The following is a 24,245-nucleotide window of genomic DNA, read 5'->3' as shown; positions in this document are numbered from 1 at the left end:
AGCACCGAACGTGCTAGATCCGGGAGCGACCATGCTGACGAAGAACGAAGAGCGCGTAGCGCATCTCCTTACCGATGTGGTCGACTTTGCACGGGGGAGGCTGCCAGAGCCCGCGTTCAACGTCATAGACCCACTCCTGCGTCACTACTACGAACTCGCCGATCCCGAAGACGTCCAGAGCCGCGATATAGCCGATCTCTACGGCGCCGCTATGGCACACTGGCAGACGGCGCAGAAATTCGTGACAGGCCACGAGGTCCTGCGGGTATACAACCCCAACCTCGAACAACACGGCTGGCACTCCGATCACACGATCGTGGAGATCGTCAACGACGACATGCCGTTCCTCGTCGACTCGGTGACCATGGCGGTCAACCGTCTCGGCCTGGCGATGCACTCCGCCATTCACCCGGTGTTCCGTGTCTCCCGCGACGCAAGCGGCGCGATCACGCGCATCGCGTTGGGTCACGTCGACGGCGGCGACCCGCAATCGCATCTCGAGTCGTTTATTCATTTCGAAGTGGACCGATGCAGCGAGGCCGCAAAGCTCGAAGAACTGCGCAGCGACATTGCGCGTGTGTTGGGCGACGTGCGTGCTGCGGTGGAAGACTGGCCGAAGATCCTCGAGGTGGCGCGCTCGACCATCGGTGAAATGAAAACGCGTGAGACAGGCGCGGAGGGCGTAGAGGCTCGTGCGTTCCTGGAGTGGATGGTCGCGGATCATTTCACCTTCCTCGGGCACCGCGACTACGAACTCATTACGCAAGATGGCGTCTTCGCGCTGCGCGGCGTGCCGGGTTCCGGCGCGGGACTGCTGCGCGAAAGCTTGCGTCCGCCCACAGCCGATAACGTCACGCCATTGCCTCCCGCCGCCGCGGCCATCATCAATGGCTCCGCGCCGATTTTTCTCACCAAGGCTAATTCGCGAGCGACCGTGCATCGGCCGGGTTATCTGGATTATGTCGGCGTGAAGCGGGTTGGCGCGGACGGCAAGGTGATCGGAGAGCGCCGGTTTATCGGCTTGTACACGTCGACCGCGTATCTGGTTCCCACGTCCGAGATACCGATCGTGCGACGCAAATGCGCGAACATCATCAGGCGTGCCGGCTTTCTCGCGAAGGGGCATCTGCACAAGTCGCTGGTCACGGTGCTCGAGCAATATCCGCGCGAAGAACTCTTCGAAGCCGATGAGGACGACCTGTTCGACATCGCACTCGGCGTGCTGCGCTTGCAGGAACATCAGCGCACACGCCTGTTCGTGCGGCGCGATCGTTTCGACCGCTTTGTCTCGTGCCTCGTTTTCGTGCCGCGTGACAAGTTCAACACGGACCTGCGCAAGCGCATTGCGAAAGTGCTGATGGAGGCGTTCAACGGCAAGAGCATCGAGTTCACGCCGCTGCTGTCCGAGTCGCCGCTGGCACGCATCTATATCACGGTGCGTTCGGATAAAGGCGCGATGCCCGAAGCCGATACACGCGAACTCGAACAACGCATCGTGCAGGTTGCGCGCCGCTGGCAGGATGATCTCGCGGATGCGCTGATCGATAGTTTCGGTGAAGAGCAGGGCAACCGGCTATTGAATCGATATGCGGATTCCTTCCCGGCCGGTTATCGCGAAGATTATCCGGCGCGTACCGCGGTGCGCGATATCGAACTGATCGAACAGACGCAGGTGAGGGCGGGCGGTTTGGCGATGAGTCTTTACCGGCCCATTGAAGCGGGGCGGCGGGCGTTTCGTTTCAAGGTGTATCGCGTGGGCGATCCGATCGCGCTGTCGCATAGCCTGCCGATGCTGGAGCATCTTGGCGTGCGCGTGGATGAAGAACGGCCTTACCGCATCGAACCGCTTGGTGCGCCGCACGCCTGGATACACGACTTCGGCCTGGAGCTTGCCGACGATGTGGAATTTGACATCGATCGCGTCAAGGAGCTGTTCGAGAACGCGTTCGCGAGTGTCTGGACCGGTGAAGTCGAGAACGACGATTTCAACCGGCTGGTCCTGCGCGGGCAACTTGGCGCTCGCGACGTCACCATCCTGCGCGCTTACGCGAAATACCTGCGGCAAGTAGGATCGACGTTCAGCGACGCCTACATAGAACGCGCGCTGACCGGCAATCCGGCGATCGCGCGCAAGTTGCTTGAGCTGTTCCTGGTGCGCTTCAATCCGGCACTTCCCGGCTCGGCCAGCGATGAACCCCAAAGCCGTGAACTTCGCGACACACGCACGCAGCATGTGCTTGCCGAAATAGAAACCGCGCTGGACAACGTACCCAATCTCGACGAAGACCGCATCCTACGGCAGTTCCTGGGTGTCATCAACGCGACGGTGCGGACCAATCATTTTCGTAAGGATGCCGAAGGTAAGCCAAAACCTTATCTGTCATTCAAACTCGATCCGTCGATGGTGCCAGGCTTGCCTGAACCCAAGCCAATGTTTGAGATCTGGGTCTATGCGCCACGCGTCGAAGGGGTGCACTTGCGAGGCGGCAAGGTCGCGCGCGGTGGCTTGCGCTGGTCAGATCGTCGAGAAGATTTTCGCACTGAAGTGCTCGGCCTCATGAAGGCGCAGATGGTGAAAAATACCGTGATCGTGCCGGTTGGATCGAAGGGTGGATTTGTGGTGAAGAACCCGCCGCCGCTGACCGATCGTGAAGCGTTCGCGCGTGAAGGTGTGGCGTGCTATCAGATGTTCCTGCGCGGTCTGCTCGACGTGACGGACAACCGCGTGGCCGGTGTCATCGTGCCGCCGCCCGACACCGTGCGCCACGATCCCGACGACCCGTACCTGGTCGTTGCGGCCGATAAAGGCACGGCCACGTTCTCCGACTACGCCAACGCCATCGCGCATGAATATGGTTTTTGGCTCGATGACGCCTTCGCTTCGGGCGGTTCAGTAGGCTACGACCACAAGAGAATGGCGATCACCGCGCGCGGCGCGTGGGAGTCGGTGAAGCGGCATTCGCGCGAGATGGGTCTCGACACCCAGACGACGGATTTCAACGTGGTCGGTATCGGCGATATGTCGGGCGATGTATTCGGCAACGGCATGCTGCTCTCGCGTCATATCCGCCTGATCGCGGCGTTCGATCATCGCCACATCTTCCTCGATCCCGATCCCGATACCGTCGCGAGTTTCAATGAACGCGAACGGCTGTTCGCACTACCGCGTTCAAGCTGGGCAGACTATGACGTCGGGCTGATTTCAGCCGGTGGCGGTGTCTTCCCGCGAACGGCAAAGACGATTGCGCTATCGAAGCAGGTCCAGGCCGCGCTCGGCGTAACAGCGCCGACGCTCGCGCCGAACGAACTGATCCGCGCGATTTTGTTGGCAGACGTCCATCTGCTGTACAACGGCGGCGTGGGCACGTATGTTAAGTCGATGCGCGAGACCCATGCACAGGTTGGTGACCGCACCAATGACTCAGTGCGCGTCAACGGCTCGGAACTGCGCTGCAAGGTAGTTGCCGAAGGCGGCAATCTTGGCGTGACGCAGCTTGGCCGGATCGAATACGCGCAGCAAGGCGGACGCATCAATACCGATGCCATCGACAATTCCGCGGGCGTGGACTGCTCGGACCATGAGGTGAACATCAAGATCCTGCTGGGCCTTGTCGTGGCCGACGGTGAGATGACCGAAAAGCAGCGTAACGCGCTGCTCGCCGAGATGACCGATGAAGTCGGCTTGCTCGTGCTGAAGGACAACTATGCGCAGACGCAGGCGTTATCGATCGCGAACCGCTACGTGGCCGAGATGCTTGACGCCGAGGCGAGGCTGATGCGTTGGCTGGAACGCGCGGGTCGGCTGAAACGCAAGATCGAATTCCTGCCCTCCGATGAAGAGATCACCGAACGTCAGGCGGCCAAACAAGGGCTCACGTCGCCCGAGCGCGCTGTGCTGCTTGCCTATAGCAAGATGTGGCTGTACGACGAGTTGCTTGCCTCCGATGTTCCAGAGGACCCGCTTGTCGCCAGCATGCTGCCCGAGTATTTCCCGCTGCCCCTGCAGGCGCGCTACAGCGAACCGATGCAGCGCCATCCGCTCAGGCGTGAAATTCTCGCCACACACTTGACGAATGCGTTGATCAACCGGGTTGGCTGCACCTTCGTGCATCGGTTGATGGAGGAGACCGATGCATGTCCGAGCGAGATTGTGCGCGCCTGCATCATGGCGCGCGATGTATTCGATCTGAACGAGATCTGGCGCAATATCGACGCACTCGACAATCGCGTCGCCGACGAAGTGCAGGCACGCATGTTTGTCGATGTGGTGCGTTTGCTTGAGGGCGCGACGCTCTGGTTCCTGCGTCACCTGAAGGTATCGACGGAGGACGCTAGTCTCGCGGCCGAGCGGGTCGCGCGGTGTCGTGAGGCCGCGCAAAGGCTTGCTCCGCAGTTGCCGGCCTTGCTCCCTACCGGAGAGCTCGAAGAATGGACAGAACGGCGCCGCGTGCTGGAGGAAGCGGGCGTCGAAGAGGTATTGGCGGCGCAGGCGGCGAGCGGAGAGATACCGACTGCCGTGCTCGATAGTGCCGAAGTGGCGGCAAGTTGCGGCCGTAGTCTCGAGGTGGTCGCGAGCGTTTACTTCGCTATAGGCACGTTGCTGAACTACGGCTGGATCGCCGAGCGTGCGATGGCGTTGCCGGCGTCCACTCACTGGGATCTGCTCGCGCGGGCGGCTGCTTTGGAAGAACTCGCGCGGCTCAAGCGCGCACTGACGATCAGCGCGCTCGAACAGACACGCGATATCGATGCAACCGAAGTGATCGTTGAAAACTGGCGGTCGAGAAGGGAGGCCGCGGTCGAACGTTACGCACGTTTGCTTGCAGAATTGCGCGCGACGACCGGTGCGAGTCTTTCGATGCTGCTGGTTGTGGTCCGCGAGATAGCGACGCTGGAACGCGCGTAGTCGCGTAGGGCCGGAGCATAGACATGATTCCGGCCCTGCGCGGTCTCAAACGGTCCAGTCCAGAATCACCTTGCCGCTCTGGCCTGAGAGCATAGTCGCGAACGCTTCTTCGTAGTCGTCAACGGCGAAGCTGTGCGTGAGGATAGGGGAAAGATCGAGCCCGCTTTGCAGCATGGCGACCATCTTGTACCAGGTCTCGAACATCTCGCGGCCATAGATACCTTTGATCTCCAGTCCCTTGAAAATCACCTGGGTCCAGTCGATGGCCATGTGCGCCGGCGGAATGCCAAGCAACGCCACCTTGCCGCCGTGATTCATTGCTTCGAGCAAGCCGGTGAACGCGCTCGGCACGCCGGACATTTCAAGCCCGACGTCAAACCCCTCCGTCATGTGCAGCTCGGCCATCACGTCGCGCAGTGAGGTCTCCGATACATTCACTGCTCGCGTCGCGCCCATCTTGCGGGCAAGCTCCAGCCGATAATCGTTCACATCGGTGATGACCACATTGCGCGCGCCGACATGCTTGGCAATCGCCACGGCCATGATGCCGATCGGCCCGGCACCCGTGATCAGCACGTCCTCGCCGACGAGATTGAATGACAGCGCCGTATGCGTTGCATTGCCGAACGGATCGAAGATAGCGGCGAGATCGTCGGAAATTTCCGGCGGAATCTTGAACGCGTTAAATGCGGGAATGACGAGAAATTCAGCAAATGCACCGGGACGATTGACGCCTACGCCCACGGTATTGCGGCACAGATGCCTACGCCCCGCACGACAGTTGCGGCAGAAGCCGCAGGTGATATGACCTTCTCCCGACACGCGATCGCCGATCGCAAAGCCACGCACTTCCTGCCCCATCTCGACAATTTCGCCCACATATTCGTGACCCACATGCATAGGCACGGGAATCGTCTTCTGCGCCCACTCGTCCCATTTCCAGATATGGATGTCGGTGCCGCAGATGGCCGTGCGCGTGATGCGGATCATCACGTCGTTATGACCGACTTCAGGTTTCTTCACGCGAGTCAGCGTCAGGCCCGGTGCACGTTCTAGTTTTGCCAGTGCTTTCATGGTTGTCTCGATGTCTCAGATGATGCCCAGGGAGCGGCCGACGCGCGCGAACGCATCCACGGCGCGATCGATCTGTGCCGGCGTATGCGCGGCGCTCATTTGCGTGCGGATACGCGCGCGGCCTTTCGGCACTACCGGGAACGAAAACCCGATCACGTAGACGCCTTCGTGCAGCAGCGCGTCTGCCATGCGCGAGGCGACTTGCGCGTCGCCGAGCATGACGGGGATGATGGGATGTTCGCCGGGAACGAGCGTGAAACCGAGCTTGCTCATGGCGTCGCGGAAATGCGCGCCGTTGGCTCGCACGCTGGCACGCAGCCGGGCGCCCTCGTCGCTCGCCAGCAGTTCCAGCACCTTGAGCGTGGCAGCGGCAATGCTCGGCGCCAGCGAATTCGAGAACAGATAAGGACGCGAACGCTGCCGCAGTAACTCGACGATCTCGCGGCGCGCGGCTACGTAACCGCCGGACGCGCCGCCCAGCGCCTTGCCTAAGGTGCCGGTGATGATGTCGACGCGCGACAGCACGCCGCAATGCTCTGGCGTGCCGCGTCCGTTTTCGCCGATAAAGCCTACTGCATGCGAGTCGTCGACCATGACCAGTGCGCCGTAACGATCGGCGAGATCGCAGATGCCGGCAAGATTTGCGATGATGCCGTCCATCGAAAACACGCCGTCGGTGGCGATCAGCTTGAAACGCGCGCCGGCTGCATCCGCTTCGCGCAGCTTCGTCTCAAGGTCGGCGAGATCGTTGTTCTTGTAGCGATAACGCTTCGCCTTGGACAAGCGCACGCCGTCGATAATGCTCGCGTGATTCAGTTCGTCGCTGATGATGGCGTCGGATTCGTCGAGCAGGGTTTCGAACAGGCCGCCGTTTGCATCGAAGCAACTCGAGTACAGGATGCAGTCGTCGGTTTGCAGGAAGGCGGCAAGCGCTTGCTCGAGTTCCTTGTGGACGGTCTGCGTGCCACAGATAAACCGCACCGACGCCATGCCGAATCCGTCGCGATCCAGGCCCGCTTTTGCGGCCTCGATCAGGCGTGCATCGTCGGCGAGACCGAGATAATTGTTGGCGCAGAAGTTCAGCATGTCGCCGCCGCCCGCGAGCCGGATGTCGGCGGATTGCGGACTCGAGATCACACGCTCGGTCTTGTAGAAACCGTCGGCGCGAATCTGATCGAGGGTGCTGCGCACATGCGCAAGATAAGAATCGTGCATGGATCATGCTCCTAAGTAATACGAGGACAGTCACGAGGACCGCACGGCAACGCCGTTTCGATGGCGCGGCTGCCAGTATGAAGGAAAATGCCATTTGCGCGAACGTTCGGACGGCGCTGACCGGGATCGGAAAACCCGGAGAACCTAGAGAACCGCCAGCCAGCCTCCATCGACGTAGATGATCTGGCCGTTCACATAACTCGACGCCGTCGAAGAGAGATACACCGCCGTGCCGACCAGTTCTTCGGGTTTGCCCCAGCGCTGAGATGGATTGCTGCTTTTCACCCATGCATCGAACGCGGCGTTTTCTATCAGCGCCTGGTTCATGTCGGTCAGGATGTAGCCCGGGCCGATGGCGTTCGCCTGGATATTCGACGCGGCCCATTCGGCGCTCATCGCACGCGTCAGCATTTTGATGCCACCCTTGGCCGCGGTGTACGCGCCCACGGTTGCGCGTGCTGCCTCGCTCGTCAGCGAACCGATATTCACGATCTTGCCACCCGATCCGCGCGCGATCATGCGCTTGGCCACCTGCTTCGAGACGATGAATGCACTGGTCAGGTTGGTATCGATCACGCGCTGCCAGTCACTGAGTTCCAGTTCCACAAGCGGCTTGCGGAACTGGATGCCGGCGTTGTTGATCAGGATGTCGATGTGGACACCGTCCTTGTCCCACTGCGCGAAGGCCTCGGCGACAGCGTGTTCGTCGGTCACGTCGAACGCGCGACCGGTAGCGGCGAAACCCTTCGCCTCTAAGCGGGCCACTGCCTCTGCAACGGTATCGGCGCGTGTGCCGTTAAGAATCACAGACGCGCCTGCCTTCGCCAATCCTTCCGCAAGCGCGAAGCCGATACCGCGTGCCGATCCCGTGACGAGCGCCGTGCGGCCGCTCAAATCGAATAACTCTGACATGCACGTGTCCTCTGTGTGGAGTTCGCACCGCGTTTCATACGATAGCCGCGACCGGGCAGGATCGCCAACATGGCATTGTCTCAGGCCGTGGGAACGGCCGCATGAAACGCAAAGCGGCGGGTCTCGAAGAAGACCCGCCGGTACGAAGTGTCCGCCTTTCGTTTTTACATCAGAGGAATCATTCCAGCTCGACGCCGCGCAACTCTGGAATCAGGAAGATCGTTGCCAGCAGATCGACGATATAAATCGATGCCAGCAAAGCGATCGCCGTGCCGAACGAATAGTGCGTCGCGAGCGCACCAATAGCCAGCGGACCAAACCCGCCCACCGCGCGCCCGATGCTCCACAACACGTTTTGCGCGGTACCGCGAGCATGGGTTGGATAGAGCTCCGCCATCAGCGCGCCATAACCGCCCATCATTCCGTTCACGAACAGGCCCAGGAAAATGCCGCCGATCAGAAGCGCATTGGGGGTAGTCAGGGTCGAGTAGATGAACACCATCACGAGCGCGCCGATTTGATAACCGACGAACGCCGGCTTGCGTCCTATCCGGTCAGCAAGCTGCCCGAAGATCCAGATGCCGGCCAGCATGCCGAGGATCGAGGAGCCGGTCCAGATGGCCGACTTGGTGAGCGTGTAGCCGAACATCTTTGAAAGATAACCCGGCATCCACACGATGAGGCCGTAGTACCCGAAGTTCTGGACCGAGCACAGGATGATCACGCCGATGCTACGTCTTGTCGTGGTTTTGTCGCGAAACAGGGTCTTGATCGGGAACTCGCGTTTCTTCGCAGCGTGCGTGCGCACGAATAGTTCGGATTCGCCAATGGCCTTGCGGATGATGAACGATCCCACTGCCGGAAACAGGCCGACCACGAACATCCCGCGCCAGCCGATATGCGGCAGCAGCAGCGGCGTGACGATAGCCGCCGCGAGCACACCCAGTTGCCAACCCATGCCGACATATGACGAGACGCGCCCGCGTTTGTCCGCAGGCCACGCTTCGATGGCGAGCGCCATGCCGATACCAAACTCACCACCGAGCCCGACACCCGCGATAAAACGATAGACGAGCAGGTCGCCATAGCTCGTCGCGAGCGCGCAGAGGCCCGTGAACAGCGCGAAGAGAAGGATGGTGTAGGTCAGCACGCGAACGCGGCCGAGATAGTCGCTCAGGATGCCGAAGCCCAAGCCGCCCACCACGCCGCCGATAAGCGTCCACGTCACCAGAGATCCGGCTTGAGAACTCGTCAGGCCGAGGTCGGCGGAAATCAGGTTCAGCATGAAGCCGAGGATGAGCAGATCGAATCCGTCCATCGCGTAGCCTGAAACGGCTGCGATCAGCGCGCGAACGGGGCTCTGCGTTGGGGCCGCGAGAGGCGCGAGGATGTTGCTGCTCTCGTGTGCAGTGACCTCGAGTGCCTCGACGCCATCTTGCTTGTAGCTTGTCATGAAGGAAGGGCTCCGTGCGCGCTTAGTCGTGAGGCAGCGGCGCGCCTGCACCGGTGCGCTCGACGATCAATCCATAATGCTCGGGCCGGCGATGCTTGGCGAAATTGAACACATGCTCGCGGAACGTGTCGCCAATGGCGAGATCGATGTTGAAGAAAATGACCTCGTCTTCTTCGCTCGACGATTGCGCCGCGATCTCGCCCGATGGCGCCACGATCACCGAACCGCCGATCATATGGAAGCCGTCCTCGAAACCGCACTTCGCTGCCGCGCCGATCCACATCGCGTTCTGGTAAGCCGAGGCCTGCAGCGAAATCAGATGCGTGTGCATGCGAAGATGCGGCGGTTCGTTCCAGTGAATATTCCATGAGGGCGTGTTGTAGCCGAGCACGCCGAGCTCCGCGCTTTGCAAGGACATCACGCGCCACGTCTCCGGCCAGCGACGGTCGTTGCACAGGCACATACCGACCTTCGTGCCGAACGACTCGAATACCGGAAAACCTCGGTCGCCGACCTCGAAGAACTTCTTCTCGAGATGCTGGAATGGCGCATCGGGCTTATGGTCTGCGTGACCGGGCAAATGGATCTTGCGATATTTACCGATCACTTTCGCTTCCTTATCGACCAGCACGGCGGTGTTGAAGCGGTGGCCTTCGGGTGTCAGCTCTGCATAGCCGAGATAAAAGCCGATGCCGAGTTCACGGGCTGCATCGAAGAGGGGCTGGACGGCGGCGTTGGGCATCGAATGCTCGAAGAAGCGCTCGACCGCTTCCTCCTCGCTCATCCAGTAGCGCGGGAAAAACGTCGTCAACGCCATCTCCGGGAACACGACCAGATCTGCGTTGCGGCCCTTCGCCTCGCGCAACATGTCGACGAGACGCGCGACCACTTTGGGGCGATCATCGGCGAGGTTGACAGGACCCATCTGCGCCACGGCGAGACCGAGTTTTCGGGAATTACGCATGCTTGACCTCTGGTTGAAATCGATTCGAATTACGTAAGCGGATTACAAGGAGACCGGTTTGCTGCCGGTCAACGAGCGGAAAAAGCGAGTCGATGGCGTGAGCTCACGTTCAGTCGTGCACGGCATGGGCGTGGAGCGCGGGATGAAGCGGCCGCTGCCGCGCGCCGCGTTCAACCGGCCGTTCTCGACAATCACGCGTCCGGCGCTTACGACCGTTTCCGGCCAGCCCTTGATGGTCATTCCCTCGTAGGGGGTGTAGCCCACCTGATCGTGCAGCGCACCTGCGGTAAGCGTCACTTCGCGCGTTGGATTCCAGATAGCGACGTCGGCGTCCGCGCCCGGTGCAAGCAGCCCTTTGCGCGGGAAAAGACCATACAGGCGAGCGTGATTGGTCGCACTCAGCGCGACGAATTCGGGTATCGACAGCCTGTTTTTTCCAACCCCCTCCGAGAACAGCAGCGGCAAGCGCGTCTCCAGTCCGGGCAGGCCGTTTGCGATCTGCTTGAAGGTCGTTTTGTCGCCTTCGGGCAGCTTGCCGCTGGCATCGTATCTGTACGGCGCATGGTCCGACGATAGCGTCTGCAACGTGCCTTGCCTGAGCGCGTCCCATAGTGCTTCCTGAGCAGCGGCATCGCGCAGCGGCGGGCTGCAGCAATATTTCGCGCCCTCTGTGCCGGGAAGGTCCATGTCGTCTTCCGTCAGCAGCAAATAGTGCGGACAGGTCTCGCCGTACACTTGCGCGCCGATTTTTTGCGCGGCCTGGATGGTCGCGAGCGCTTCACGCGCCGATACGTGCACGATCAGGACGGGTACGTCGAACAGGCGCGAGAGCTGGATCACGCGATTCGTCGCTTCAGTCTCAGCCAGTTGCACATGGCTCGTGCCGTGATATTTCGGCGCGGTGTAACCGCGTTCGAGCAGGCGCTGCGAGACCCAGCGGATCACATCGTTGTTCTCGGCATGCACCATTACGAGCGCCCGCTCGCGGGCGGCGACGGCCAGGACGTCGAGCATCTGATAATCGTCGATCTTCAACTGATCGTAGGTCATGTAGACCTTGAAGGAGGTGATGCCCGAGCGGATCAACTCCGGCAGATCATGCTGAAGCGTCTGCGGATCGGTCTCCGAGAGAATCAGGTGATAGCTGTAGTCGATGACCGATTTCTGACACGCGAGCGCGGCGTAATCGGCGGCTGCCTGCTTGAGCGACATGCCGCGATGCTGGGCCGCGAAGGGCACGATGGTCGTCGTGCCGCCGAACGCAGCCGATACGCTCGCCGAGTACCAGTCGTCCGCGCCCATGCGGCCCATTCCCGAGCGCTGCTCCACGTGGCAGTGCGTATCCACGCCGCCCGGCAAAACAAGGTGGTTCTTGGCATCAATGTCGCGGCGCCCAGGAGGCAGACCGGTTTCGACGGCAACAATACGGTCGCCGACTATGCCGACATCGGCGCGGAACACCTCCGTGTCGCTGGCCACGGTGCCGCCGCGAATGGTGAGATCGAAACCGGTCATAGGGATGCGCCCTGGGATAGTTGATGACGCGTTGCTTCGGCGTGATCCTTCACGCGCGCGATAGCGAACGCGAGCGCTGCCGTGCAGGGATCGACCACGGGCACACCCACCGCGGCTTCCACGCGGGAGCGCAGTTCGGCCATGCCCGCGCAGCCCAGCACGATCACGTCGGCGCCCGTGTCGTCGCGCAAGCTCTTCGCTGTTTCAATGAGGCGTTGCAGTGCAAGGTTTTCATCGCCGGAATCGGCCACAGGCAGGTCGATCGCGAGTTCGGCGCTGATCCGGCGATCGAGCGCCAGCGTGCGGTAATAACGCAGATGACGGGGTATGCCACGCGAGCTCACGGCAATCACGCCAATCCGTTCGCCCAACTGAAGGGCAGCTGAAAGACCGGCTTGGCCGATCCCTATCACAGGCTTCGTCGTCACTTCACGCGCGGCAAACAGGCCGGGATCGCTATAGCAGGCAATCACGAAGGCGCTGGCGGACGCGTCATTGCGCTCCACGTAGTCGGCGACGAGCGTCGCGGCGGCGTCCGCATCCCGTTGCGAGACGATGCCGGGCGGAGCGGTCTCGAGCGTGACGCAACGCAAGGCTGGACCGCCCGCTGGCGCACCCGGTTGAATAGTGCGATCAATGCGCCTGGTGACGTCCGCGAGCGAGTTCGGATTGATGACGTGGATCGGCTGAATCATGGAGGGATCGCCTTGAAACGCGCAATCGTGGTGCACGCTTGCGCTGGATAGGCTGTAACGATATCAATCGCCGCTCCAGTAGTGAAATACGCCAAAATTTAAGGGGTATAGACGGCATGCATGCATCTCGTCCGGGCGTGTGGATAGCGTTAAGCTTGCGCCGTCGGGCCGCCCCAGCCGACAGGACTCGAGAGGCAATTGGAGAGCTGATGACCTACGACGACTCGCCGCAACGCAGGCTTACGATGAGCCTGCGTCAGATTGAAGTGTTTCGCGCCATCATGATCGCGGGCTCGATCAGCGAGGCGGCGCGCATGCTGTTTATCGCCCAGCCTTCGGTGAGCCGGGTGCTGTCGGTGTCCGAAGAGCGGCTCGGTTTCCTGCTTTTCGAACGCTCGCGGGGCCGTCTTTATCCGACTCCCGAAGCCCGGCGTATTTTCGAGGAGGTGGAGTCGGCTTACGCGGGTGTTCAACGCGTCGACGAACTCGTGCGGGCGCTCGTGGAAGGGCGTAGCGGCAAGCTGAATGTGGTCTGCAGTCCGAGTCTCGGGGCGCATCTGGTGCCGCGCGCGATTGCAGTCTTCAACCGGCGTTATCCGAACCTTCCGATCCATTTTGAACCGCTCACGCATAACAACCTGATTCCGCGGGTGCTGTTCGGGAAGAATTATCTCGGCGTATCGATGTTCGACGTGGTGCACCCGAACCTTGCGACGGAACCGCTCGTCAAGGTGCCGCTCATGTGCGTCAGTCCGGCTGGCTGGCTACCCGCGCACAAGACCGTGCGCCTGCGTGATCTGCAGGGGCGGCCATGGATCGATTATGGTCATGACACTCCCCTTGGGCGAGTGGTGGGCGAGGCGTTCGGCAGCGAGCCACGACCGGCGCCGATCGTCGAAGTGCGTTCGGCAATCAGTGCCTGCACGCTGGTGCAGGAGGGCGTGGGCGTGGCGCTCGTCGACCCGTTCTGCCTGGATGCCGCGTTGCGCGAGCGCATCGACGTGCGCCCGCTGCGGCCCGAGAAGACACTGGAGGTGCAAGCCGTGTACTCACGAGCGGAGCCGTTGTCGCATCCGGCCCGCGCGTTTCTCGACGTACTGCGGCAGGTGCTGGAGGCCGTGCCGGGTGTCTAGTCTCTAGCGCAACGTCCGCCGCATGTCAGAGATTGGCCGGCAGCGGCATGTCGAGCCACTTCTGCGAGATGCTGTTCAGCGTGCCGTCGTGCTTGGCCCGGTCGATGGTCTGGTTGACGAGATCCAGCAGTCGCGGCTGATCCTTCAACACGCCGATATAGCACGGCGAATTGCGGAAGATGTATTTGCTCTCCGGCACGCGCGGCGGATGCTTCGCGATGATCGCCGTCGCCACCACGTTACCCGCCGCGAACAACTGAACCTGTCCGGAGAGGAACGCGGCAATCGTGCCGGCGTTGTCGTCGAAACGTTTGATCGTGGCGCTCGGCGGCGCGGTCTGCGTAATCGTCATTTCCTCTACGGTGCCGCGTGTTGCGCCAATTGTCTTGCCGGCCAGATCGGCAGGTCCTGCCACCTTGACGTCGGCGGGACCGAACACACCCTGGAAGTACGGTGCGTAGGCCTGGGAAAAGTCGATGACCTTCTCTCTGTCCGCCGTCTTCGCCAGCGAGGAAATGGTCAGATCGGCGCGGCCGCTCAGCAGGTAGGCTACGCGGTTCGCGCTCGTCACTGGGATCAGTTTCACCTCGACACCGATTGTCTTCGCCAGCAAGTTCGCCATGTCGATGTCGTAGCCCTGAAGTTTCATGTCGGCGCCGGGCGAACCGAAGGGCGGATAGTCTTCCGGCACGGCAACCCTGAGCACATGCGCTGCGCGAATGGAATCGAGCTGGTCCGCATTAGCGGGTTGAACGGTCATTCCAACGACCAGCGACACCAGTGCGGCAAGAGCAGGCAGGCGGCTGCGGCGAGCGGCGCGAGGCCGCGGGAAAGAGGGGAACAGTTTCATCGGATGCTCCGTGGAAGGTGAGTGGACAACGCGTGTCGTCGGCTCTTGCGACAATCTTGCGAAAAGACCGGCGGATGCTATCAACCACGACGGAGCAAAAAAAATAGACCAATATCGATGCGATATAGCTGCAGGCTATGGTTCGGCATTCCCGGAGTCATCCGCAAACGCAAAGCCCATCGTGCGCCCGTGGTAATACAGCCCGCCGTCCTGCACGATCAGGAAGCGGGCACGCGGTCCATGGCCTTCGTTGTGATGCGAGTGCAGGGCAGCGGGCGGCGTCACGAGCGTCCGGTGTGAGAGCGATCTATGTCGAGTTGTGCCGGCGAGGTCGTTGCAGACCATTTACCGGCACAGTGTTGACACTCGGCTTGAGTGTCGTCGACCCGTCTTACTTCACCACCACCTTCACATCGAAGTACTTCGCTGCCAGTTGATCGATGGTGCCATCGGACTTCAGATCCGCGAGCGCGTGATTGAGCGCATCTTTCAATGCATGGTTGTTCTTGGCCACGCCAAAACCCACACCCGCGCCGAGCAGTTTTTCATCGGCCACTGCCGGTCCCGCGAACGCAAAGCCTGCGCCCTGCGGCGTCTTCAGAAAGCCCTTCGACGCAGCTTCCGCGTCCTGGAAAGCCGCATCCAGCCGGCCGGCCGCGAGGTCCGCATAGACCTGGTCTTGCGCCTGATACGACACCACGTCGACACTCGCCGTCGCCCACTTCGCCTTCGCGTAGGTTTCCTGGATCGACCCTTGCAGCACGCCGACGTGAGCACCCTTCAGGCCATCGGCTGTGGGCAGGATCTTGCTGCCTTTCTTCGCGATCAGCTGATTCGGGATTGCGTAGATCGGATTGGTGAAATCGATGGCCCCTTTACGCTGGTCGGTGATGGTCATGTCCGAGTTGATCGCGTCGAACTTGCGTGCCTGCATGGCCGGGATCAGACCGTCGAACGAGTTCTCGACCCAGACACATTTAACCTTGAGCTTCGCGCATACCGCATTGCCGACATCGATGTCAAAACCGATCAGCTGGCCGCTCGACGACTTCGATTCGAACGGTGCGTACGACGCCTCGACGCCGAAACGGATTTCCTTGAAATCCGCGGCCTGCGCGCTTAAAGCGGCGAACGCGGTGGTGGCAGCGACTGCGAAAGCGGCGACTTTATGATTCAGCCAAAAAACGTTCTTCAACTTGTACCTCTCAGGTTTTGGGGCGGACATTTTATGCGTTCGGACGGTGATAACCGGCGAACGCGGGACTAAGGGCTAAAGACAATCAAACGGGTTCGCGCGATGACCCGAGCAGCGCGCCGCCGCGAGGTTCATCCGGGGCCTGCCCGCTATGTTTTTCGATCCAGTTGCGGCGCTCCTCGCGCGGTGTCACGCCGAAGCGGTCGCGGTACGCATTGGAGAAATGCGCCGCCGATGCAAATCCGCACGCGAGGCTGATCTGCACCACCGACTTGCTGGTGCGCTGCAACTGCGTGCGTGCCTTCGTGAGGCGCAGGTTGACGTAGTACTTCGACGGCATCGCGCCGAGGTACTGGCGAAAGAGGCGTTCGAGCTGACGTCGCGAGATGCCGATGAGCCCGGCGATTTCATCGGTGGCAAGCGGGTCTTCAATGTTGGCTTCCATCAATTGCAGCGCGTCGTTGAGGCGCGGATGGCGCTCCCCCGGCGCGGTCACGAACGGAATGCGCTGGCGCTCTTCGCCGGAGCGCAGCACGCCGATACCCAGCGAATCGGCGATCCGTTCCGCCAGGTCCGCGCCCTGGTCGCGCGCGATCATCGCCAGCATGAAGTCGACGGTCGCCTGGCCGCCCGTGCAAGTCGAACGGTCGCGGTCGATCTCGAAGATCTGCTGCGTGACGATGGAACGCTCGAATTCCTCTGCGAACTGCTGGTAGGTTTCCCAGTTCACCGCCACGCGGTAACCGCTCAACTGGCCGGCCATTGCGAGCCACCAGACGCCGTGGTGAATACCGGTCACGCGCGGGGTGCGGACGCCGACGCGCGAGAGGCTTTGCAGAAAGAGCCGGTAGTCGGCGAACTGCTGATATCGCTCGCTGACCACGATCAGCCAGTCGCCGCTAATGGCATCGCCGAACGCGGAGTCTGCGGGAAGCTGCGCTCCGCCGGCGAACGTCAAAGGGCGGCCGTCCCACGAGCAGATTTGCCACTCGTAGAGCGCATGGCCGTCGATCTCGTTCGCGAGACGCAGGCTGTCGAGGATCAGCCCGACACCGCTCATGGAACAGGGCGGCAGTACGACTATTGCCACCTTGAGCGGTTTTGCGCTTGCGCCCAGGCCCGGGTTCACGCTTACGCTCACGCGCTTACTTGAGACTGCCGGAGAGGAACTGGCGCAGCCGCTCGCTCTTCGGTGCGGTGAGCACGTCGGCCGGCGCGCCTTCTTCTTCCGTGCGGCCCTGATGCAGGAACATCACATGGTTCGAGACGTTGCGGGCAAAGCCCATTTCGTGCGTGACCACGATCATCGTGCGGCCCTCTTCGGCAAGCTTCTGCATCACCTTCAGCACTTCACCGACCAGTTCCGGGTCGAGCGCCGAAGTGGGTTCGTCGAACAGCATCACGTCGGGATGCATTGCCAGTGCGCGCGCAATCGCCACACGTTGCTGCTGCCCACCGGACATATGCGATGGATATTGTTTCTCGATGCGAGGCGCGAGACCGACCTTGTCAAGATACATCCGCGCGCGCTCTTCCGCTTCCTTCTTCGAGAGACCCAGCACATGCCTCGGCGCTTCCATCACGTTTTCGATGGCCGTCATATGCGACCACAAGTTGAAGTGCTGGAACACCATGGCGAGCTTCGTGCGCACACGCTGCAACTGCTTGCGGTCGGCCACGTCATGGTTGCCCGCGCGGTCCGCCTTGACGAGCACCGTCTCGCCGTCCACCACGATCTGCCCCGCGTTCGGCCGCTCGAGAAAATTGATGCAGCGCAGGAACGTGCTCTTGCCCGAACCGCTCGCACCGATGATGCTGATGACGTCGCCCGCACGAGCGGAAAGCGACACGCCCTTGAGCACTTCATTGTCGCCGTAGCGCTTGTGAATGTCTTGCGCGACCAGTTTCGTCGCGGCATCTTTGGCGGTTAGCTCCAACGCGTACTCCCGAGAGTGATGACTGTAATACGGTTTAAACAAGGTAACGATCTGATTTGAATCTCAACGACGCGCCGTACCCAGATACCCAAGCCAGCGCTTTTCGGCGCGCCGGAATGCGCCGATCAACACGAACGACACCACCAGATAAATCAGCGCGGCGATCCCGAACGACTCGAACGACTGATAGGTTGCCGAGTTTGCGTCGCGTGCGACCTTCAGGATGTCCGGTACGGTCGCCGTGAACGCAACCGTGGTGGCGTGCAGCATGAGGATCACCTCATTACTGTACAGCGGCAGCGAGCGGCGCAGTGCGGAAGGCAGGATCACGCGCCAGTACACGGTGAACGTGCTCATGCCATAAGCACGTGCTGCTTCCACTTCGCCGTACGGTGTCGAGCGGATCGCACCCGCGAATATCTCGGTGGTGTATGCACAGGTATTGAGTGCGAAGGCCGCGATCGCGCAGTCGAAGCCGCTGCGAAAAAACGCTTCGAGCAACGACTGCGAACGCACGAATTCGAGACTGTACATACCTGTGTAGAGCAGCAGCAACTGCACGTAGAGCGGCGTGCCGCGAAACACGTAAGTGTAGATGCGCACCGGCGTGGAGAGCCAGCGGTTCTTCGAGACCCGTGCACAGGCAAGCGGAACCGCCGTGACAAACCCGAGCGCGATCGAGCTCGCCAACAGCCACAAGGTGACGACGAGACCCGAGGCGCGCATGCCGTCGGAGTAGAGAAACGGGCGCCAGTAGTCGGCAAGTATCTGGATCATGAGGGGTCGTCCGGCGCTTAGAGGTCGGCGTGCCGCACGCCGGTGGAATAGCGGCGTTCGAGATACAGCAGCACGATGTTCGAGGCAGTGGTGATGACGAGGTAGCCCAGCGCCGCGATCATGATGAAGAAGAACATGTTGTAGGTGCTCTTGCCGGCATCCTGCGCGGCCTTGACGATATCGGCGAGACCGATGATCGATACCAGCGCGGTCGCCTTGATCAGCACCTGCCAGTTGTTGCCGATACCGGGCAGCGCAAAGCGCATCATCTGCGGAAACAGGATGCGGACGAACACACGCACGCCGCTCATGCCGTAGGCGCTGCCTGCTTCCAGTTGTCCGCGCGGCACCGCGAGAAAAGCGCCGCGAAAGGTTTCGGTGAAGTACGCGCCGTAGATGAAACCAAGCGTGAGAACACCCGCTGTGAACGGGTCGATGTCGAACTGGTCCAGGCCGAAAGCATCGGTCAGGTTGTTGACCGCGATCTGGATGCTGTAGAAAAGCAGCAGCATCAGGACCAGGTCGGGCACCGCGCGGATCAGCGTCGTGTAGGCCGTGGCGATGCCGCGTGTGACGCGGTTGCGCGAAAGCTTGGCGCTCGCGCCTGCCAGTCCGAGCAGGACGGATACCGCGAGAGACAGGACCGCGAGCTCGACCGTCTGCTTCGCGCCCGCCAGCAGCAGGGGACCATAACCGTAAAGGAACAAGTGCGTCTCCGTCTGTTGAAGGGATCGTGCGGACATGCGCCTTATGGCGGCGGCATTGTCCGCACGACTGGCGCCGATAGTCACCAGCGAAAATTAATTGCTCAAATGCCGGGGTAGGTGTTTATTGCGCTGCAACATGCGCTTTGGTCAAGGACCATGGCGTGCGATGGTCCACGGGACAGGGGCTTCTGCGCGTCGCGGCATTCGTATGACGCTTTGCGCCGTGCGGGCCAGCGAGCGGAATCCACAGGTTTTGCGTCGCTTTTCCGATAGAAACCAAGGGGGCCGGCAAAGCGCTTTTAGCAGCGGCTGGCAGGGTAGATTTGCTCGCCGGATTGAAGACCGGCAGGAAAGTTAAAACGCCCGGACTTCTGATCGAAGCGCGGGCGTTTCAGGTGTTGTTCCGGCTGAGCGTTTAACGCTGCATCAGCTTAAAACACGATCGTGGCATTCGCGACGAAGGTGCGTGTCGCGGACGGCAGCACGAAGTAACCCCAGGACGACATCCAGTAGCGTCGATTGAACAGGTTGTTCACGCCTGCGCGGAACGTCACGTCCTCTCCGCCGATGCGCGTTTCATACTTGGCGCTTGCATCGAAGGTCGTATAGGCGGGCACGAACTGCGTGTTGGCCGCATCGACCGCCATGTTGCCCACGTACTTCCCGCCCACGGCAAGCGTCAGGCGACGCATGGTGGACGGGTTGTATTCAACGCGTCCCGTGGCGGTGAAACGCGGCGTCGAGTAGACCCGCTTGCCGTCGACGGATGGGTCGTCCACATCCACGGACTTGGCGTCTAGCCACATCACGCCGCCCATCACACGCCAGTCCTCGGCGAGCTGATACCAGCCGCTTGCATCGACGCCGGTGTACTGCTTGCGGCCGTCCTGCACGAAATCATTTGCCGTGTTCGTGTATTCATAGCCCTGGTTGACGCGAAACAACGCGATGTTCGCCCCCCAATGCTTGCGGTCGGTCTTGAAGCCCACTTCATATTGCTTGCTCTTCAGCGGCCCGTAGGTCGTCGGGAAGTTGGCGTTCGTATTGCCCGCTGCACCGCCTTGCTGCAGCGATTCGACGTAGCTCGTGTAGAGCGTGGAATACGGGTCGGTCTTGTACATCAGCGCGAACGTCGGCGAAACCGGATCGGCGCTGTATTGCGACGACACCGCGCCGCTCGGATCATAGACATGCTCGCGGAACTGCGTATAACGCACGCCGGCGAGTGCCGAAAGGCGTGACGTGAACTGCACCGTATCGCTTGCGTAGAGCGCTGCCTGCGTCGTGCGCGACTGACGGTACATGTTGCCGCCAATGTTCACGTCTGCGTTCGTGAGCAGCGTGCTGCCATACAGGTTGCCGGTGCCCAGGTCGTAACCGTTGTTCCAGCCGGTGCTGTTGTCGTATTCGCTTGTTTGCGTCTGGAAACCCGCACCGACGACCACGTCGTGCTTGACGCTTCCCGTGTTGAACGTGCCCTGGACCATCGCGTCGACGTTCTGATAGAAGTAGCGCGTCAATGCCGCGTAGAGCGTATTCGTATAATCGCCAGCGTTGTTGAAGACGGATAACTGGCTGTCTGCCTCTGTCCGGTTTTCCTTTGCAAAACGGTACTTGATGTTCGCTTTCCAGTTTGGCGAGATCTTGTATTCGAGGCCCGTGCCGAACGACGCCATCTCGGTCTGGTAGAAGTTCTGCGGCTGCGTCAGGCTGCGGCTGATTGAGCCTGCGTCGGGTACACCGACGCCCGAACCGAGATAGATGCCAAACAGCGTGCCGTTGGTCTTGCGCTTCTGATAGAGCCCGTCCACCGTCCACGTGAGATCCGGCGTGATGCGAAAGTCGAGTGCGAGCGAAGCCGCCTTGCGCCGCACGTGGCCGTTCGCTTCCGCCGTATTGCCTTCTTCGTTCGCGACGTTGAAGCGGTAGCCGAAACGATCGTCGCGACCAAAGCGGCCGCCCACGTCGAGCTTTTCACTGAAGATTCCCGCCGACTGATAACCCACCGAAAAGCTGCGATACGGGTCATCGGTCGGGCGCTTGAGCACGTAGTTCACGATCCCGCCAGGCGCGCCGAAGCCGTACATGAAACCGGACAGGCCCTTGAGCAGTTCGACTTGTTCGAACGGTTCGAGCGCGAGCTCGGTATCCCACGCCGGGAACGACTGGCCGTCCACCTTCATGCCGTTGAGAAAATCGATCTGGATACCGCGAACACTGAAGAACGAGTTCTCACCGGTCAGGTTGTCGCCGCCGTTTGTCACCGCGGGATCGTATTTGAAAAGGTCATTAGCCGTCGATGCCATCAGGTCCTGGCCTTCCTCGCTGGATATCGCATGCGTGGAGAACGGCGTATCGACCTGCTTGCGACTACCGAGTGCACCGCCGCTGACGGTTTCGACCTTCAGCGGCACCGTATCGCGTTCCGCGGTGATCTTCATCGCCGGCAGGACCTTGGTGTCTGGATCGGCGTCCGTGGCGGTCTGCGCCATCGCAGCCGATGACAAGCTCGAGAGCATCACACCCGCGCTGATCAGAAGGCCGGCGCCGAGGTGAAGTGGAACTGACGCGACGGCAGGAGTTTTGTTGGTTTTGGTACGGCGGTGGTGGTGGTCGGTCATCGGTTGGCGTGTGTCGATTTATGACGGACCGCCGTTCGATGCTGCAAACATCCCCCATTTAGCGGTCCTTTGGCCCGCGCTCTCGTGAATTTACCCGGAACGCAGGTAAACGATAATACAAGTGATTCGCATTTACATACAACAGTAAATTAACGGAATCCCTTCGGCTATCGAGCGGAGTAGCCGTGGGAGACACCGGTTAGCGCGTGTTCAGAACGCGTGAAGCAGCCTGAGACCGTAGGCGCTGTGGAACCAGACGTGGTCCACCAGCACGGCTGCTGCGATCCATGCCGCGCCGACGATCAGCGCGTCGCATCGGCCGCTGTTCCACCAGTTCAGGGAGTGTCGCGAGATGAGCCACGGTACGCCCAGCGGGTTGGGCCAGTCGGCGAACAGATGCATCAAGCCGCCGCATGCGAAGCCGAAGCTAATGGCGGCCCACGGGTGGATGCCGAGAAAATGGTACGAAACCGCGAGCAGTGCGAGCCAGCCCACGCCCCAATGCGTGAGCGTGCGGTGCGTGATCCATAACTTTCGCGCTCGCGTCCACCACGCCACTTCGAGCCAGTCTGGCGCGGTGCCGCCGAACACGCCTGCGCAAACACTCAGCGCGCTCCAGAGGTGATACGGGCCGGCTGCGCCTGCCTTGCTGACGACTGCTGCTGCGATCAAACCTGCTGCCCACCCAGTCGCGTGATGCGCGTTCTTCGAAGCCATGAGGTGATGCTACGTGTAGCGATGAAATAAGGTCGGGCATGTTGACACAAGAGCTGCGCGTTGTGCGCGATGTCGTGGCATGTTCAGGGCGCGGTGAATTTGAAAACTCGACTGGCTTACGGGAGATAGCCGGAAGAAGGGCGCTCGCGTTCGCCGCAAGCGTGTTTTTGTCGCCGATCGGTTCAGCGGACGTTTCCCGGTAATCTTCGAGGTGCGCCAACAACATCCACGCGGGTGCTTTGAGCTTGCATCGATAACCAGGAGAGGAGTTTAGATTTTCTACGACCGGAAGTCTTGACTGCAGCCTTGCACGAGCAGCAGGCGGCGATGACCCTGTTTGTCACGGGCAAAGACGTGCCGAAGCCTTGGGGCATCGCGGCGGGGATGGCGGATGCGTCCACCGCCAGAGCGCTGACCATCGACACGCCGCTGCGTGTCGCGAGCAATACCAAGACATTCGTCGCGGCGACGGTCCTGCGCCTGTGGGAGCAAGGTGCGCTTGCCCTCGATGAGCCCATCTCGCCGCTGCTCACGCCAACGCAGAACCGCTTGTTGAAATCCCGGGGATATCGTACGGAGAAGATCACGGTCCGTCAGCTTTTGAGCCACAGCGCGGGCTTATACGATCACGCCGATGACCCACGTTACTTCAAGGCGCTGCTCGCGAACCCCACGCATCACTGGACCCGTGAAGTTTCAGGGGGAAATCCCGCATCTGGGTATAGGCAGCCCCTTCACGCCGGGTTCGAACGCGAAGAGTGCGCCATCAAGAGTCCCATGAGCGTCCATGCCTATTGAGGCCGACGTTACATAGAGGATGTCGAGGCGAGCGCCGCCGAAAGCACAGCTCGTTGGTCGCTGGACGGGTATCGGAACGGTTTTCACGAGGCGACCCGACGGCGTGTAACGACGAATAGACCATCCGTCCCAGACCACTGTCCAGACATGGCCGTCTTCATCCACAGCAAGACCGTCGGGTACGCCCTCGCTTATAGGCCATTGTGCGAAGATGCGTCGGGCACTGAGTGCACCGTTCAATCCATCGAAATCAAAAGCCCAGATGGTACCGACCATGCTGTCGGTGACGTACATGGTGCGACAGTCCGGACTCCAGCCAAGGCCGTTCGAACAACGAAGACCGGCCAGACGTGGTTCGCAGATACCATTGCTACCGAGAACATAGAGACTTCCAACGGGGTCCCACACCTCGTTGTCGGGCAGAGTGCCCGCCCAGAAACGACCCTGCGGGTCTACCTTACCGTCGTTGAACCGGTTCGTGGGCAGAGCAGGCTCTGGATCGACCAGCAGCTCGCAGACGCCGCTGGACCTATCGACGCGAAAAATGCCTTGCTGCAAGGCTGCTATGAAATTTCCACCGTAATCCAGTGTCACACAACCGATCTGGCCTGGCATGCCCCATGTCTGGACGGCCCCATTGTGCGGATCAAGCCGATGGATTGTTTGCTTCTTGATGTCGACCCAGAAGAGCGCTTGCTCTGCAACATCCCAGACCGGTCCCTCACCGAGGACCGCCTCGCCATTCCAGACGCATTGCATGTCAACCATGGTTTCTA

At 61.1% G+C, this 24,245-nt stretch carries 20 protein-coding genes; 3 read left to right on the top strand and 17 right to left on the bottom strand.

Going from position 1 to position 24,245, the window contains the following annotated elements; genetic code table 11:
- Positions 1 to 31: 31 nt before the first annotated feature.
- A complete protein-coding gene (locus tag EOS_RS10585; RefSeq protein WP_047846576.1) occupies positions 32 to 4,906 on the top strand; it encodes an NAD-glutamate dehydrogenase in 4,875 nt (1,624 codons plus the stop codon).
- Positions 4,907 to 4,951: 45 nt separating this feature from the next.
- Here the strand turns inward: EOS_RS10585 and tdh are convergent, their stop codons facing one another.
- The 7 genes from tdh to EOS_RS10550 form a co-directional block, all read right to left on the bottom strand.
- Positions 4,952 to 5,980, bottom strand: a complete 1,029-nt coding sequence (tdh, locus tag EOS_RS10580; RefSeq protein ID WP_047846575.1) for an L-threonine 3-dehydrogenase — start codon at positions 5,978 to 5,980, stop codon at positions 4,952 to 4,954.
- A 15-nt stretch (positions 5,981 to 5,995) separates the two neighbouring features.
- Positions 5,996 to 7,195 carry a glycine C-acetyltransferase gene (locus tag EOS_RS10575; RefSeq protein ID WP_047846574.1) on the bottom strand — a complete coding sequence of 400 codons (1,200 nt, stop codon included), beginning with the start codon at positions 7,193 to 7,195 and terminating at the stop codon, positions 5,996 to 5,998.
- Between the two features lie 144 nt (positions 7,196 to 7,339).
- Positions 7,340 to 8,107 (bottom strand): SDR family oxidoreductase, encoded by a 768-nt coding sequence (locus EOS_RS10570; RefSeq protein ID WP_047846573.1) that lies wholly within the window; start codon positions 8,105 to 8,107, stop codon positions 7,340 to 7,342.
- A gap of 178 nt (positions 8,108 to 8,285) precedes the next feature.
- Positions 8,286 to 9,560, bottom strand: a complete 1,275-nt coding sequence (locus tag EOS_RS10565; RefSeq protein WP_082163301.1) for an MFS transporter — start codon at positions 9,558 to 9,560, stop codon at positions 8,286 to 8,288.
- A 22-nt stretch (positions 9,561 to 9,582) separates the two neighbouring features.
- On the bottom strand, positions 9,583 to 10,524 hold the full coding sequence (locus EOS_RS10560; RefSeq protein WP_047846572.1) for an N-carbamoyl-D-amino-acid hydrolase: 942 nt from the start codon (positions 10,522 to 10,524) through the stop codon (positions 9,583 to 9,585).
- Between the two features lie 42 nt (positions 10,525 to 10,566).
- Positions 10,567 to 12,039: a dihydropyrimidinase gene (hydA, locus tag EOS_RS10555; protein WP_047846571.1), complete on the bottom strand. Its 1,473-nt coding sequence runs from the start codon at positions 12,037 to 12,039 to the stop codon at positions 10,567 to 10,569.
- Positions 12,036 to 12,734: an aspartate/glutamate racemase family protein gene (locus EOS_RS10550; RefSeq protein ID WP_047846570.1), complete on the bottom strand. Its 699-nt coding sequence runs from the start codon at positions 12,732 to 12,734 to the stop codon at positions 12,036 to 12,038. Before EOS_RS10550 ends, hydA begins: the two co-directional genes overlap by 4 nt.
- A gap of 209 nt (positions 12,735 to 12,943) precedes the next feature.
- Here EOS_RS10550 and EOS_RS10545 point away from each other — a divergent pair, with 209 nt between their 5' ends.
- On the top strand, positions 12,944 to 13,867 hold the full coding sequence (locus EOS_RS10545) for a LysR substrate-binding domain-containing protein (protein WP_047846569.1): 924 nt from the start codon (positions 12,944 to 12,946) through the stop codon (positions 13,865 to 13,867).
- A gap of 25 nt (positions 13,868 to 13,892) precedes the next feature.
- On the opposite strand, the gene EOS_RS10540 is transcribed toward EOS_RS10545, so the two are convergent.
- The 9 genes from EOS_RS10540 to EOS_RS10500 form a co-directional block, all read right to left on the bottom strand.
- Complete coding sequence (locus EOS_RS10540) at positions 13,893 to 14,717, bottom strand: transporter substrate-binding domain-containing protein (RefSeq protein ID WP_047846568.1); 825 nt, start codon at positions 14,715 to 14,717, stop codon at positions 13,893 to 13,895.
- Positions 14,718 to 14,852: 135 nt separating this feature from the next.
- Complete coding sequence (locus tag EOS_RS46985) at positions 14,853 to 15,002, bottom strand: hypothetical protein (protein ID WP_160312477.1); 150 nt, start codon at positions 15,000 to 15,002, stop codon at positions 14,853 to 14,855.
- A 106-nt stretch (positions 15,003 to 15,108) separates the two neighbouring features.
- A complete protein-coding gene (locus tag EOS_RS10530) occupies positions 15,109 to 15,912 on the bottom strand; it encodes an ABC transporter substrate-binding protein (RefSeq protein ID WP_407639120.1) in 804 nt (267 codons plus the stop codon).
- An 85-nt stretch (positions 15,913 to 15,997) separates the two neighbouring features.
- Positions 15,998 to 16,972: a GlxA family transcriptional regulator gene (locus EOS_RS10525; protein ID WP_047846565.1), complete on the bottom strand. Its 975-nt coding sequence runs from the start codon at positions 16,970 to 16,972 to the stop codon at positions 15,998 to 16,000.
- Positions 16,973 to 17,057: 85 nt separating this feature from the next.
- Complete coding sequence (locus EOS_RS10520; protein WP_047846564.1) at positions 17,058 to 17,849, bottom strand: ABC transporter ATP-binding protein; 792 nt, start codon at positions 17,847 to 17,849, stop codon at positions 17,058 to 17,060.
- Positions 17,850 to 17,912: 63 nt separating this feature from the next.
- Positions 17,913 to 18,626 (bottom strand): ABC transporter permease, encoded by a 714-nt coding sequence (locus EOS_RS10515; RefSeq protein WP_047846563.1) that lies wholly within the window; start codon positions 18,624 to 18,626, stop codon positions 17,913 to 17,915.
- 17 nt (positions 18,627 to 18,643) lie between these two features.
- Positions 18,644 to 19,333: an ABC transporter permease gene (locus tag EOS_RS10510; RefSeq protein ID WP_047846562.1), complete on the bottom strand. Its 690-nt coding sequence runs from the start codon at positions 19,331 to 19,333 to the stop codon at positions 18,644 to 18,646.
- Positions 19,334 to 19,764: 431 nt separating this feature from the next.
- On the bottom strand, positions 19,765 to 21,852 hold the full coding sequence (locus EOS_RS10505; protein ID WP_235442766.1) for a TonB-dependent siderophore receptor: 2,088 nt from the start codon (positions 21,850 to 21,852) through the stop codon (positions 19,765 to 19,767).
- A gap of 312 nt (positions 21,853 to 22,164) precedes the next feature.
- Positions 22,165 to 22,671, bottom strand: a complete 507-nt coding sequence (locus EOS_RS10500) for a metal-dependent hydrolase (protein WP_047846560.1) — start codon at positions 22,669 to 22,671, stop codon at positions 22,165 to 22,167.
- A gap of 294 nt (positions 22,672 to 22,965) precedes the next feature.
- On the opposite strand from EOS_RS10500, the gene EOS_RS10495 reads away from it, so the two are divergent.
- Positions 22,966 to 23,469 (top strand): serine hydrolase domain-containing protein, encoded by a 504-nt coding sequence (locus tag EOS_RS10495; RefSeq protein ID WP_053063836.1) that lies wholly within the window; start codon positions 22,966 to 22,968, stop codon positions 23,467 to 23,469.
- Here the strand turns inward: EOS_RS10495 and EOS_RS44330 are convergent.
- On the bottom strand, positions 23,368 to 24,237 hold the full coding sequence (locus EOS_RS44330; RefSeq protein WP_075645309.1) for an SMP-30/gluconolactonase/LRE family protein: 870 nt from the start codon (positions 24,235 to 24,237) through the stop codon (positions 23,368 to 23,370). The two genes, EOS_RS10495 and EOS_RS44330, sit on opposite strands and share 102 nt — an antisense overlap.
- Between the last annotated feature and the right edge of the window lie 8 nt (positions 24,238 to 24,245).

Source organism: Caballeronia mineralivorans PML1(12) (assembly GCF_001028175.1).
GTDB lineage: Bacteria > Pseudomonadota > Gammaproteobacteria > Burkholderiales > Burkholderiaceae > Caballeronia > Caballeronia mineralivorans.
The sequence above is the reverse complement of the archived record's forward strand: the minus strand, read 5'-3'. Positions and strand labels throughout refer to the sequence as shown.

Bases quoted from the DNA above. Each gene is read 5' to 3' on its own strand.
- EOS_RS10585 (WP_047846576.1), top strand. From the start codon at position 32: ATGCTGACGAAGAACGAAGAGCGCGTAGCGCATCTCCTTACCGATGTG.
- tdh (WP_047846575.1), bottom strand. From the start codon at position 5,980: ATGAAAGCACTGGCAAAACTAGAACGTGCACCGGGCCTGACGCTGACT.
- EOS_RS10575 (WP_047846574.1), bottom strand. From the start codon at position 7,195: ATGCACGATTCTTATCTTGCGCATGTGCGCAGCACCCTCGATCAGATT.
- EOS_RS10570 (WP_047846573.1), bottom strand. From the start codon at position 8,107: ATGTCAGAGTTATTCGATTTGAGCGGCCGCACGGCGCTCGTCACGGGA.
- EOS_RS10565 (WP_082163301.1), bottom strand. From the start codon at position 9,560: ATGACAAGCTACAAGCAAGATGGCGTCGAGGCACTCGAGGTCACTGCA.
- EOS_RS10560 (WP_047846572.1), bottom strand. From the start codon at position 10,524: ATGCGTAATTCCCGAAAACTCGGTCTCGCCGTGGCGCAGATGGGTCCT.
- hydA (WP_047846571.1), bottom strand. From the start codon at position 12,039: ATGACCGGTTTCGATCTCACCATTCGCGGCGGCACCGTGGCCAGCGAC.
- EOS_RS10550 (WP_047846570.1), bottom strand. From the start codon at position 12,734: ATGATTCAGCCGATCCACGTCATCAATCCGAACTCGCTCGCGGACGTC.
- EOS_RS10545 (WP_047846569.1), top strand. From the start codon at position 12,944: ATGACCTACGACGACTCGCCGCAACGCAGGCTTACGATGAGCCTGCGT.
- EOS_RS10540 (WP_047846568.1), bottom strand. From the start codon at position 14,717: ATGAAACTGTTCCCCTCTTTCCCGCGGCCTCGCGCCGCTCGCCGCAGC.
- EOS_RS10525 (WP_047846565.1), bottom strand. From the start codon at position 16,972: ATGAGCGGTGTCGGGCTGATCCTCGACAGCCTGCGTCTCGCGAACGAG.
- EOS_RS10515 (WP_047846563.1), bottom strand. From the start codon at position 18,626: ATGATCCAGATACTTGCCGACTACTGGCGCCCGTTTCTCTACTCCGAC.
- EOS_RS10505 (WP_235442766.1), bottom strand. From the start codon at position 21,852: ATGCTCTCGAGCTTGTCATCGGCTGCGATGGCGCAGACCGCCACGGAC.
- EOS_RS10500 (WP_047846560.1), bottom strand. From the start codon at position 22,671: ATGGCTTCGAAGAACGCGCATCACGCGACTGGGTGGGCAGCAGGTTTG.
- EOS_RS44330 (WP_075645309.1), bottom strand. From the start codon at position 24,237: ATGGTTGACATGCAATGCGTCTGGAATGGCGAGGCGGTCCTCGGTGAG.